10 protein-coding genes and 1 pseudogene are annotated in these 12,553 nt (G+C 68.2%); 4 read left to right on the top strand and 7 right to left on the bottom strand.

Annotated elements, in window-relative coordinates:
• Positions 1–86 precede the first annotated feature (86 nt).
• The 3 genes and pseudogenes from DK389_RS00725 (at position 87) to DK389_RS00715 (ending at position 4,432) form a co-directional block, all read left to right on the top strand.
• Positions 87–1,588: pseudogene (locus tag DK389_RS00725) on the top strand (ammonium transporter).
• A 365-nt stretch (positions 1,589–1,953) separates the two neighbouring features.
• Complete coding sequence (locus DK389_RS00720; protein ID WP_418291993.1) at positions 1,954–3,234, top strand: outer membrane beta-barrel protein; 1,281 nt, start codon at positions 1,954–1,956, stop codon at positions 3,232–3,234.
• A gap of 253 nt (positions 3,235–3,487) precedes the next feature.
• Positions 3,488–4,432 (top strand): TorF family putative porin, encoded by a 945-nt coding sequence (locus tag DK389_RS00715; RefSeq protein ID WP_236960500.1) that lies wholly within the window; start codon positions 3,488–3,490, stop codon positions 4,430–4,432.
• A gap of 78 nt (positions 4,433–4,510) precedes the next feature.
• Here the strand turns inward: DK389_RS00715 and serA are convergent, their stop codons facing one another.
• The 3 genes from serA to trmD form a co-directional block, all read right to left on the bottom strand.
• A complete protein-coding gene (serA, locus tag DK389_RS00710; RefSeq protein ID WP_109886844.1) occupies positions 4,511–6,103 on the bottom strand; it encodes a phosphoglycerate dehydrogenase in 1,593 nt (530 codons plus the stop codon).
• Between the two features lie 135 nt (positions 6,104–6,238).
• Positions 6,239–7,408, bottom strand: coding sequence for a phosphoserine transaminase (locus tag DK389_RS00705; RefSeq protein WP_109886842.1), 1,170 nt, complete (start codon positions 7,406–7,408; stop codon positions 6,239–6,241).
• Positions 7,409–7,545: 137 nt separating this feature from the next.
• On the bottom strand, positions 7,546–8,274 hold the full coding sequence (gene trmD, locus DK389_RS00700; RefSeq protein WP_109886840.1) for a tRNA (guanosine(37)-N1)-methyltransferase TrmD: 729 nt from the start codon (positions 8,272–8,274) through the stop codon (positions 7,546–7,548).
• 158 nt (positions 8,275–8,432) lie between these two features.
• Here trmD and DK389_RS00695 point away from each other — a divergent pair, with 158 nt between their 5' ends.
• On the top strand, positions 8,433–9,176 hold the full coding sequence (locus tag DK389_RS00695; protein ID WP_109886838.1) for a class I SAM-dependent methyltransferase: 744 nt from the start codon (positions 8,433–8,435) through the stop codon (positions 9,174–9,176).
• Positions 9,177–9,340: 164 nt separating this feature from the next.
• Here the strand turns inward: DK389_RS00695 and rimM are convergent, their stop codons facing one another.
• The 4 genes from rimM to DK389_RS00675 all read right to left on the bottom strand — a co-directional run bounded on the left by rimM (position 9,341) and on the right by DK389_RS00675 (position 12,294).
• The gene (gene rimM / locus DK389_RS00690) at positions 9,341–10,027 is read right to left on the bottom strand and encodes a ribosome maturation factor RimM (RefSeq protein WP_109886836.1); all 687 of its coding nucleotides are present in this window, start codon (positions 10,025–10,027) and stop codon (positions 9,341–9,343) included.
• Between the two features lie 10 nt (positions 10,028–10,037).
• Positions 10,038–10,400 (bottom strand): 30S ribosomal protein S16, encoded by a 363-nt coding sequence (gene rpsP / locus DK389_RS00685; protein ID WP_109886834.1) that lies wholly within the window; start codon positions 10,398–10,400, stop codon positions 10,038–10,040.
• 90 nt (positions 10,401–10,490) lie between these two features.
• Complete coding sequence (gene ffh, locus DK389_RS00680) at positions 10,491–12,053, bottom strand: signal recognition particle protein (protein ID WP_109886832.1); 1,563 nt, start codon at positions 12,051–12,053, stop codon at positions 10,491–10,493.
• Between the two features lie 19 nt (positions 12,054–12,072).
• A complete protein-coding gene (locus tag DK389_RS00675; protein ID WP_109886830.1) occupies positions 12,073–12,294 on the bottom strand; it encodes an eL24 family ribosomal protein in 222 nt (73 codons plus the stop codon).
• Positions 12,295–12,553 lie beyond the last annotated feature (259 nt).

Below are 12,553 nucleotides of genomic sequence, written 5' to 3'. Positions count from 1 at the left end.
GCCGCCCCGCGCGGCGCGGCCGCCCGGTACTGCCTCAACACATCGCTTCACAACAGAATCGCATCGCGATCGGGAGTCTCGAGTCCATGAAACTTCGCAACATCCTCGCGCTCGGCCTGGGAGGGGCGGTGCTCGCCGCCCTCCTCGTCGAGCCGTCCCTGGCGCAGTCGCCTGCGCCGGAGGCAGCTGCGGTCCCGGCCGCCTCGCCGGTTCCGGCCAAGGGTGACACCGCCTGGATGCTGATCTCCAGCGCCCTCGTCCTCCTGATGACCGTGCCGGGTCTCGCCCTGTTCTACGGCGGCCTCGTCCGCACCAAGAACATGCTCTCGGTCCTCACGCAGGTCTTCGCCATCGCCTGCATCGTCTGCCTGATCTGGGTCTTCTACGGCTACAGCCTCGCCTTCACCAACGGCGGCGGCCTCAACGACTTCATCGGCGGCTTCTCGAAGGCTTTCCTGAAGGGCGTCGACCCGACCACCACGGCCGCCACCTTCTCGAACGGCGTCGTCATCCCCGAATACGTCTACATCTGCTTCCAGATGACGTTCGCGATGATCACCCCGGCCTCATCGTCGGCGCTTTCGCCGAACGCATGAAGTTCTCGGCGCTGATCGTGTTCTGCATCCTGTGGGTCACGCTGATCTACTTCCCGATGGCCCACATGGTCTGGTACTGGGGCGGCCCCGATGCGGTCGGCAACGCCGCCAAGGCTCTCGCCGCCGCGACCGACGACGCCGCCAAGAAAGCGGCCCAGGATGCGCTCGACGCCGTGAACGCGGACGCCGGCATGCTCTTCAAGTGGGGCGCCCTCGACTTCGCCGGCGGCACCGTCGTGCACATCAACGCCGGCATCGCGGGCTTCGTCGGCTGCCTCATGCTCGGCAAGCGCATCGGCTACGGCCGCGACCTGCTCGCCCCGCACTCGCTGACCATGACCACGATCGGCGCCTCGCTCCTTTGGGTCGGCTGGTTCGGCTTCAACGCCGGCTCCAACCTCGAGGCCAACGGCACCACCGCGCTCGCCATGATCAACACCTTCGTGGCCACCGCCGCGGCGGCCGTCGCGTGGCTGTTCGTCGAGTGGGCCGTGAAGGGCAAGCCGTCGCTGCTCGGCATGCTGTCGGGCGCCATCGCCGGCCTCGTCGCCGTCACCCCGGCCGCGGGCTTCGCCGGCCCGATGGGCTCGATCGTCCTCGGCCTCGTCGCCGGCGCGGTCTGCTTCGTGATGTGCTCGACCGTGAAGAACGCCATCGGCTACGACGACTCGCTCGACGTGTTCGGCGTCCATTGCATCGGCGGCATCCTGGGCGCGCTCGCCACCGGCATCCTAGTCAGCCCGGATCTCGGCGGCGCCGGCATCCCGGACTACACCACGAAGCCCGGCGAGCTCGTCGTCGGCGCCTACGACATGACCGCCCAGCTCATCACCCAGGCGAAGGCCGTCGGCCTCACCCTGCTGTGGTCGGGCATCGGCTCGGCGATCCTCTACAAGCTCGTGGACGTCACGATCGGCCTGCGCGTCACGCAGGAGGAGGAGCGCGAGGGTCTCGACATCGCCGACCACGGCGAGCGCGCTTACAACTACTGATCGAGTCTACCCAAGCTTCGATCTGACATCCGGGGTCCCGGCTCGAGAGAGCCGGGACCCTTTTTCATGGCCGCGATCCGGATCGACGGATCTCGCTCCGATCGGGCGGGCACGATGCTCAATTCAAGGGCATCGTCGCAGCGTTCTGCTCGCGCGCGACCGGCCCAGGCGAGGAGTCCGATCGGTTTTCTTCAGAGTCCCGACGGTACCCAGCAAGCAAACGTTGCCATTCGGCAACATGGGATAGCCGACAAAGACTCCAACCATGGATTGCCTCGAAACTGAGCAGTTGCCTCATCTTTGATTTTGCACTGCATCGTCTGTTTCGGCAGCTTGGCTATAGAGATCTAACGGGGTTCTCGACCATGATGCTGAGACTGTTCCTGAAGGGCGGCACGGCCGCGACTGCGCTGCTCGTCTGCCTGGGGCAGGCTCAAGCGGCGGACATGCCGGCCGCGCCACCGCCGGTGCCGGTCGTGGAATCCTGCAAGGCGGCGATCACCTTCCCGGCCTATGGCGGGATCATCAAGCAGAACCCGAACCCGGCCTGCTTCACCACCGGCCTCGGCGACATCTACGTGGGCGGCGCGGTCACCGGCTACGCCTACACCTATTCGAGTCCGTTCGGGGCGTTCTACACGCCGCCGCTGGAGCGTGACGATCGCTACGGTCGGGTCGACTTCAGCAACGTGCAGGCCTTCATCCAGAAGGCGGACGGCCCGTTCCAGTTCTACATCCAGACCGGTCTCTACTCGATCCCGGCGCTCGGCTTCCCGACCTTCAGTGCGCTCAGCCAGACCGACCTGCTGTTCGGCCCACTGCCCGTTGTCTTCGGCAAGATCGCGATCAACGACGAATGGTCGATCCAGGGCGGCCGGATGCCGACGAATATCGGCTCGGAACTGGCCTTCACGTTCCAGAACCTCAATATCTCGCGCGGCCTGCTGTTCAACCAGGAGAACATCGTCAACCAGGGCGTGCAGGTCAATTATGCGAGCGGACCCTGGTCCGCCTCGCTCGCCGCGACGGACGGCTTCTTCTCAGGCGAGATCAACTGGATCACGGGCGCGATCACCTACAAGCTCGACGACGCCAACACGATCGGCATCAACGGCGGCACCCACTTCACGAACTTCAATTCCGGGCTGCGGAGCCTGAGGTTCCAGTACGCGACACCGCTTGCGCTGCAGAACAGCAGCATCGTCAGCGCGAACTACACCTACTCGGCGGGCCCTTGGATCGTGACGCCCTATATCCAGTACACGAACGTCGAGAGCAACGCCGGGCTCGGCCTCGCCGGCGCTGAGACCTTCGGCGGCGCGCTGCTCGCGAGCTACGCCTTCACCGACAACTTCGCGCTCGCCGGACGTTTCGAGTACATCAGCCAGAGTGGCGATCGCTTCAACCCGCTCGGCAGGACCTCGGTGCTCTACGGCGCCGGCAGCTCGGCCTATTCCTTCACGATCACGCCGACCTTCACCTTCGACCGGTTCTTCATCCGCGGCGAGTACTCGCACGTCGAACTTGTCGACTACCAGCGCGGAGACCTCTTCGCCGGGGGCGTGACGCCTGGCCTCGGCTTCGGGCGGCTCGGCAATCGCGGCGGACAGGACCGCTACATGATCGAGACCGGGTTCACCTTCTGATTGAAAACTGATTCGACACCGGCGCGCGCTGCCCGGCAGCGCGCTCGCTTCTGCCCGGTCGCCTGGGATCCACCCGAGAGCACCGCGGCAACAATGTGGCGCCGATACCACAACCACAGAGCAAGCGCAGCGGGACGGGGGTGGATGCCTACGAAATAGGCAAGTGCCTGAAATCTCATTTTGCCGAGTTGAACCGTTTTCGGCACTTTTCCATCATCAAGAAAAAGGGGCTGGTCTTGCTATGACGTCGAACATGTTCTTGAAGGGTGCCGCTGCCGCGCTGGCCGCCTGCCTCTGCTTCGGACAGGCCGAGGCCGCCGACATGGCGGCGCCGAAGATGATGCCGCCGGAGGCCAAGGCGCCCGATCCGATCATCGGCTTCGCGTTCTACTCGCAGATCGCCTCCGACTATAACTTCCGCGGCGTCTCGCAATCCGACCGCCAGTACAGCTACCAGAGCTTCTTCGAGACGCAGTTCTTCAATAACCTCGCCTACGCGGGCTTCTACACCTGGCAGACCCGCCTGCCGACCCGGCCCGACTTCGAGTTCGACCTCGTCGCCGGCATCCGGCCGGTCTTCGACAAGCTCTCGTTCGACCTCGGCGTGATCTACTACTACTACCCGGGCGAGACGCCGCTGATCATCAACGGCACGACCTTCACCACCCGGAACACCGACTTCATCGAGTACGCCGGCAAGGCGCTCTACCAGGCGACGCCCGAACTCGCGATCGGCGCCAACGTGTTCTTCGCCCCGAACTACCTCGGCCAGCACACCAACGGCACCTACGCGTCGGGCACCATCGCCTATACGCTACCTGCCACTTGGTTCTCGTTCCTGCCGGAGGCCTATGCCGGCGGCTTCTCGATCTCGGGCGAGGGCGGCCACTACTTCCTCGGCGCGGCCAAGACCTCGGCCACCGGCTTCATCCCCTTCGACCTGCCGAGCTACAATTACGGCAACGTCGGCATCTCCTGGGCCTACAAGAACCTCCTGGTCGATCTGCGCTTCCACACGACCGACCTGAACCCGACCCAGTGCTTCAACCTGACCACAGACCCGAAGGGCATCCTGCGCGGTACCGGCCGGTCCGACTGGTGCGGCGACGCGGTGATCGGCTCGATCCGCTGGCAGGCCTCGACGGCCAACCCCGGCGTCTACGCCGAGCCCGGCGGCTTCCTCAACATCTTCAAGTAATCCGTCTGCCTCAGGAAGGACGGAGACAGGGAAAGGCCCCGGAGCGATCCGGGGCCTTTCTCCGTTCAGGCGATCGCGTCAGAAGCTGACGGCGCGCACCCGCTTCACCTGCGGGATCGCGGCGATTTTCTCCAGCACGTCCGGCCCGACGGGGCCGTCCACCGCCACGAAGGCGATGGCATTGCCGCCCTCGGTCTCGCGGCCGAGGTTGAACGTCGCGATGTTGACACCGGCCTCGCCCAGCACGCTGCCGAAGCGACCGATGAAGCCCGGCTTGTCGTGGTTGCGCACATAGAGCATGTGCGGCGCGAAGGCCGCGTCGATGTCGATGCTGCGGATCTCGATCACCCGGGGCTTGCCATCGTGGAAGACGGTGCCGGCGGCGTCTCGCGGCATGTCCTCCGCCTCGACGGTGATGCGCACGACCGACTCGTAATCTCCGTCGCCGCCCTCGCGCTTCACCTCGTCGATGACGATGCCGCGCTCACGGGCGATGGCGGGCGCCGAGACCATGTTGATGTCGGAGAGGAACGGCCGCAGCACGCCGGTCACGGCCGCGGAGGTGAGCGCGCGGGTGTTCATCTCGGCCACGGCGCCCTCGTAGGTGATGCGAATGCCCTTGATCGGCGCGTCGGTCAGCTGGCCGAGGAACGAGCCGAGCTTGTCGGCGAGCGACACGTACGGCCTCAGGCGCGGCGCCTCCTCGGCCGATATCGACGGGAAGTTGATGGCGTTGGTGATGGCGCCGCTGAGGAGGTAATCCGACATCTGTTCGGCGACCTGGAGCGCCACGTTCTCCTGCGCCTCGTTGGTCGAGGCGCCGAGATGGGGCGTGCAGATCACGTTCGGGTGGCCGAACAACGGGTTCTCACGCGCCGGCTCCTCCACGAACACGTCGAAGGCCGCGCCGGCCACGTGGCCCGAATCGAGCGCCGCGCGCAGCGCCGCCTCGTCGACGAGTCCGCCGCGGGCGCAGTTGACGATGCGCACGCCCGGCTTCGTCTTCGCCAGCGCCTCGGCCGAAAGGACGTTGCGGGTCTTGTCCGTCATCGGGACGTGCAGGGTGATGATGTCGGCCCGCGCCAGAAGCGCGTCGAGCTCGACCTTCTCCACGCCGATCTCGCGGGCCCGCTCAGGCGACAGGAACGGGTCGTAGGCGACGACCTTGAGCTTCAGGCCGATGGCGCGGTCGGCGACGATCGCGCCGATATTCCCGCAGCCGATCACGCCGAGGGTCTTGGCCGTGAGTTCGACGCCCATGAAGCGGTTCTTCTCCCACCGGCCCGCCTGGGTCGAGGCGTCGGCTTGCGGGATCTGGCGAGCGAGCGCGAACATCATGGCGATGGCATGCTCGGCGGTGGTGATGGAATTGCCGAAGGGCGTGTTCATCACGATCACGCCTTTGGCGGTGGCGGCGGGCACGTCGACGTTGTCGACGCCGATGCCGGCCCGGCCGACGACGCGCAGGCGCGCGGCCTGATCGAAGATCTTCGGCGTGACCTTGGTGGCGGACCGGATGGCGAGTCCGTCATACGCGCCGATGATGGCGGCGAGCGCGTCCTTGTCCTTGCCGAGTTCGGGACGGAAATCGACGTCGATGCCGCGGTCGCGGAAGATCTGGATCGCGGCTTCCGACAACGCGTCGGAGATGAGCACCTTGGGAGCGGGCATGCGTGCCTCCTGCTCTGGAATGGTGGAGAAGCGGCCGGATCGACCGGCCGTGGGATCGCAAAGGGCGCGGACAGCGCGACGCACGCCCTCTCCCGCTCGGGAGAGGGGACCCCGCGCCGTCAGCGGGTGCGGGCGCTACGCGGCCTTGGCGAGCTTCGCCTTGGCCTCGCCGAAGGCCCAGTCGAGCCAGGGCGTCAGCGCCTCGAGATCGGCGCGCTCGACGGTGGCGCCGCACCAGATGCGCAGGCCCGCGGGCGCGTCCCGGTAGGCGCCGATGTCGTAGGCGACGCCCTCGCGCTCCAGGATCTCGACGATGTCCTTGGCGACCGAGGCCACCGCCGCGTCACCCTTGGCGAGCACGTCCGGATCGGCGATCACGAGGCAGACGCCCGTGTTGGAGCGGGTCGCCGGATCGGCCGCGAGGTTGGCGATCCAGGGGGTGCGCGCCACCCAGTCGAGGATGATCGTCGCGTTGGCGTCGGCGCGCGCGTGCAGCGCGTCGAGGCCGCCAACGCTCTCCGCCCAGCGCAGGGTGTCGAGATAATCCTCGACCGCGAGCATCGAGGGCGTGTTGATGGTGTCGCCCTTGAAGATGCCCTCGATCAGCTTGCCGCCCTTGGCGAGGCGGAACACCTTTGGCACCGGCCACGCGGGATTGTGGCTCTCGATGCGGGCCACCGCCCGGGGCGACAGGATCAGGATGCCGTGCGCGGCCTCGCCGCCCATCACCTTCTGCCACGAGAAGGTGACGACATCGAGCTTGTCCCACGCGAGCGGCTGCGCGAAGGCGGCCGAGGTGGCGTCGCAGATCGTCAGCCCCTCGCGATCGGCCGCGATCCAATCGCCGTTCGGCACCTTCACGCCGGCAGCCGTGCCGTTCCAGGTGAAGATGACGTCATTGCGCTTGGTGTCGATCTTCGCGAGATCCGGCAGCACGCCGTAGGGCGTCTGGTGCACGACGGGGCTGATCTTCAGCTCCTTCAGCGCGTCGGTGACCCACTCGGCCCCGAAGGCTTCCCAGGCCGCGACCTCGACGGTCTTCGGGCCCAGCATCGTCCACATGGCCATCTCGACGGCGCCGGTGTCGGAGCCCGGCACGATGCCGATGCGGTAATCGGCCGGCACGCGCAGGATCTTGCGCGTCAGGTCGATGGCTTCCTTGAGCTTGCCCTTGCCGAGGGGGGAACGGTGCGAGCGTCCGAGCGCCGCGTCCGAGAGGGCATCGAGGGTCCAGCCGGGGCGCTTGGTGCAGGGGCCGGACGAGAAATAGGGCACGCGGGGGCGCGTGTCGGGGCGGTTCGTCATGTGATCCATCCTTGCAGATGGGCGCTCCTCGTTGGGGAGGAGTGTCCCGCCGATCCGCATGATGGAACTTCGTTGCGAGCGCAAGGTGCGAAACGATCAAAGCGCGGTAATCGTCCGGCTCTGTCACTTTTCCGCAGTCATTCCGTGAAGGGCATCACGCTCCGATCGAGAAGATCCGGCCGCCGCTCGGCAGTCAGGCGCAGCGCCTCTGCCCCCCGCCAGCGGGCGATCGCCGCATGGTTTCCGCCGGTGAGCACGTCGGGAATCACGCGGCCCTCCCATTCCCGCGGCCGCGTGTAGTGCGGATATTCGAGCCGCCCGTTCTCGAAGCTCTCCTCGACGCCCGAGGCCTCCTTGCCCATCACGCCGGGGAGAAGGCGCACGCAGGCGTCGATCAGCACCATGGCGGCGATCTCGCCGCCGGAGAGCACATAGTCGCCGATCGAGACCTCCTCGAGCCCGCGGCCCGCGATGACCCGTTCGTCGACGCCCTCGAAGCGGCCGCAGATGACGACGAGGCCGGGGCCGGCGGCGAGTGCCCGCACCCGCGCCTGCGTCAGCGGGCGGCCGCGGGGCGACATCAGGAGGCGCGGACGCGGATCATCCGGTCCGGAGGCCGCGTCGATCGCGGCGGCGAGCACGTCGCAGCGCAGCACCATGCCGGCGCCGCCGCCCGCGGGCGTATCGTCGACGCTGCGATGGCGGCCGAGCCCGTGCGCGCGGATGTTCTGCGCGGACAGGTCCCACGCGCCGCGGCCGAGCGCGTCGCCGGAGAGGGAGACGCCGAGGGGCCCCGGGAACATCTCGGGGTAGAGGGTCAGCACGGTGGCCCGCCACGGGGCGGACAGGGCGGTCGCGTCACTCATTCGGGCGTCTTGGCGCGGAGCCCGTCCGGGGGTCAATGGCTGGGACGCAAGGTCGTCTTTGCGAACCCGCCAGGGCTTCTATTCTCCGCACCGCGCGAAGCCGCCTCATCGTTGAGAGGGGGCATGCGCGCTACCGGCGTTCCCCAGAGAAAGCCCGCATGCTGCGTGCAAGTCCCTTCGCTTCCCTCATCGTTCTCGCCCTGGCCGGCCACGCAGGCGCGGCCGAGCCGCTTGGGCCGCCGGGCGCCCCGGCCTCGGCCTTCCCGAAGCCCGACCGGCCCGTCGCCGAGATCGTCGCGGCCCAGTGGGCGTTGGAGAAGGAGCGCGAAAAGGCGGACGAGGTCGGGCAGGTGGCCCGCCTGATGGGCATCGCGCCGGGGCAGGTCGTCGCCGACATCGGCGCCGGCAGCGGCTACTACACGCTCCGTCTGTCTCCGCGCGTCGGGCCACAGGGCCGGGTCCTCGCCGAGGACGTCACGCCGCGCTACCTCGCCGATCTCCAGAAGCGCGTTCGCAAGGCGGGCCTTCATAACGTGACCGTGGTGCGGGGCGAGCCGCACGACCCGCGCCTCAAGCCGGCTTCCGTCGACGCGGCCGTGCTCGTGCACATGTATCACGAGATCAGCCAGCCCTACGGGCTGCTGCACAACCTCGCCGCCGCGATGAGGCCGGGCGGGCGGGTCGGCATCGTGGACGCCGACGACATCCCCTCGCGCCACGGCACGCCCCCTGCGCTGCTGCGCTGCGAGCTCGCCGCCGCGGGCTACCGCGAGACTGGCTTCACGGTGCTGGAGGGCGGTGTCGGCTACCTGGCGATCTTCGAGGCGCCGGCCCCGGAGAAGCGGCCGGACCCGCGCGCGATCCGGCCCTGTCGGGACGAGGCGAGCCGCGGGGCCAAGTAACGAAGGACCAAGTGACGAAGGACCAAGTGACGAAGGACCAAGTGACGAAGGGCCGAGTGACGGCGGATCAGGTCGCAAGCCGAAGCTGGTAGATCCGACGACCTGAGATCCGGGCTGCGCCCCGGTCCCGTCGCCGCGTGGAGGCCGAATGTCCGTTCCGCGCCTCAGACCGGTTCGTCCGGCGGCTTCGGGCCGGGCGGAGCAAAGAGATCGTCCGGCGGATCGACGGTGATCCGGCCGCCGGGCAGGTCGAGGCCCGGCACGAAAGCCTTGGTGAAGGGCAGGAGCGCGGTCGGGCCGCCGGCTTCGGGACGGATCTCGAGGAGATCGCCGCCGCCGTAATTCGGCACCGAGACCACGTTGCCCAGCTTCTTTCCGTCCGTATCGACGACTGACAGGCCGACGAGATCGGCCGTGAAGAACTCGTCCTCGTCCTCGGCCTGTCCGAGCGTCCGGCGCGGGACGTAGAGCCCGACCCGGTTCAGCGCCTCCGCACCGCTCCGGTCGGACACGCCCCTCACGCGCGCGACGAGGAGGTCCGGCGCTGGGCCGGGCGCGGGGCGGGCGCTCACGATCTCGATGCTGCGGCCGTCGGTCGTGCGGAGCGGACCGTAGCTCGCGATCGCCACCGGATCGGCCGTGTAAGATTTCAGGCGGATCTCGCCGTTTAGCCCGTGCGCCCGCCCGAACTCGCCCAGGAGAACGAGGTCGGGATCGGGCGAGGCGGGCGCCGGCCTCGTCTCGGCGGCCTTGTGCCGGGGCGAGGTCTCGGACGCGGGCGCGAGGCGCGGCGGCCTCGCGCGGCGGGAGCCGTCCCCTCGGGGTGATTGTCCGCCGGGACGGCGCGCCATGTCCCGCGCCTCAGGCCGCGGCGTCCTCGGCCGGGGCGGCAGCCGCCTCCGCGCGCTTGGCCGCGCGCTCCTTGGCCTTCTCGCCGGGCTCGGCCTTCTGCGGGTTGTTGCGGGCGGGGCGCTTGGCGAGGCCGGCCGCGTCGAGGAAGCGCAGGACGCGGTCGGTCGGCTGCGCACCCTTGGCAAGCCAGGACTGGATCTTGTCGGTCTCGAGCTGCACGCGAGCCGGATCGTCCTTGGCCTTCATGGGATCGTAGACACCGACCTTCTCGATGAAGCGGCCGTCGCGCGGGGAGCGGGCATCGGCGACGACGATACGGTAGTACGGGCGCTTCTTGGCGCCGCCGCGGGTGAGACGGATCTTGAGGGACATTTATTCAACTCCTGACTGTGCTTCTTGCAAGTGACCAGCGAGCGGTGAGGCGCGAAGGGGGCTTTCCTGCCCCTCGCAGCTCGCCACTCCCTACTTCTTCTTCCCGAACGGGAATCCGCCGAGGCCGGGCAATCCCGGCATCTTCGGCCCGCCGAGCCCCGGAAGGCCCGGCATCTTTCCGCCGCCCATCCCGGACGGCATCGGCGGCAGCTTGCCGCCGAACTGCTTCTCGATCTGCGCGATCTGCTCCGGGGTCGGCTCGGGCATGCCCGGGGGCAGGGCAGGCATGCCGCCCGGCATCCCGCCACCGCCGAGGCCGAACATGTTGCCCAGCGCCTGGCCGATTCCACGCTTGCCCGACCCCATCGCCCTCATCATGTCGGCCATGGTCCGGTGCATCTTGAGGAGCTTGTTGATCTCCTCGACCTTCACACCGGCGCCCGCCGCGATGCGCTTCTTGCGGGAATTCTTGAGAAGGTCGGGGTTCTTGCGCTCCTGCGGTGTCATCGACGAGATGATCGCTCGCTGGCGCCTGAACATCTTCTCGTCGAGATTCGCGCCCTCGACCTGCTTCTTGATCTGGCCCATGCCGGGCAGCATGCCCATCAGGCCGCCGATACCGCCCATCTTCTCCATCTGGCCGAGCTGCATCGACAAGTCCTCGAGGTCGAACTTGCCCTTGCGCATCTTCTCGGCGGTGCGCATCGCCTGCTCGGCGTCGATCGTCTCCGCCGCCTTCTCGACGAGGGAGACGATGTCGCCCATGCCCAGGATGCGGTTGGCGACGCGCGCCGGATGGAACTCTTCCAGCGCGTCGACCTTCTCGCCGGTGCCGACGAGCTTGATCGGCTTGCCGGTGACCGCGCGCATCGAGAGCGCGGCGCCGCCACGGGAATCGCCGTCCATGCGGGTCAGCACGATGCCGGTGACGCCGAGGCGGCCGTCGAAGGCGCGGGCGGTGTTGACCGCGTCCTGGCCGGTGAGCGCGTCGGCGACGAGCAGCACCTCGTGAGGCTTTGTCGCCGCCTTCACCTCGGCGGCCTCGGCCATCAGGGCCTCGTCGACCGTGGTGCGGCCGGCCGTGTCGAGCATAACCACGTCGAAACCGCCGAGGCGGGCGGCGTCCATGGCGCGCTTGGCGATCTGCACCGCCGATTGGCCAGCGATGATCGGCAGGCTCTCGACGCCAACCTGACCCGCCAGGACCGCGAGCTGCTCCATGGCGGCCGGGCGGCGGGTGTCGAGGGAGGCGAGCAGGACGCGGCGGCGCTCGCGCTCGGTCAGGCGGCGAGCGATCTTGGCGGTAGTGGTCGTCTTGCCCGAGCCCTGCAGGCCCACCATCAGGATGGCGACGGGAGCGGGCGCGTTGAGGTCGATCACCTCGGCCTGATCGCCCAGCATCGCCACGAGCTCGTCGTTGACGATCTTGACGACCATCTGGCCGGGGGTGATCGACTTGAGGACGACGGCGCCCACCGCCTTCTCGCGCACGCGCTCGGTGAAGCCGCGCACCACTTCGAGCGCCACGTCGGCCTCGAGGAGCGCCCGGCGCACCTCGCGCAGGGCGGCCGTGACGTCGGCCTCGGTCAGCGCGCCGCGGCGCGTCAGCCCCGAGAGAATGCCGGAGAGTCGGTCGGACAGGCCTTCGAACATGGTCAGGCGATTCCGTGGGTCACTGGTGGAGGCCCGCCTTCTCGACGCGGCGCGCCTGGAGGGCGGCCTCGAAGCTCTGCAGCGCGCGGGCGAATTTGTCCCGGCACTCGGGATTGCAGAACCCAACGACCGCGCCGTTGTAGAGCGTCAACGAATCCGCCGCGACCGGCTTGCCGGACCACGGGCAGGTCTCGTTGATCGCATCCTCGATGCGAAGGGGGGTCTCGCGTGCTGGCGTCATGGCTTGGGCACACCGGGGCAGGACGCGCTTTCTGCCAACGCAGAACACGCCCGAGGGCGCGGACGCGCTGTCGGGCGTTGACCTCCGGCCTCGTGGACCGGTCGGCGTTCAGGTTGACGTCGATGCGTCGGATTGGAACGCGGGCCTTAGGCGGGCATGCCCGAAAAGTCAAATTCCCGGATCGGATCGGGAAGGCTACGTTAAGCTTTACGCTTCCTTAAGCATGATCTGGTCGGATGGGCACGAGATCGCAAGGACG

The sequence above is a fragment of the Methylobacterium durans genome (assembly GCF_003173715.1).
In the GTDB taxonomy this organism is placed as follows: Bacteria; Pseudomonadota; Alphaproteobacteria; order Rhizobiales; family Beijerinckiaceae; genus Methylobacterium; species Methylobacterium durans.
This window is presented reverse-complemented; position numbering and strand designations above follow the sequence as displayed.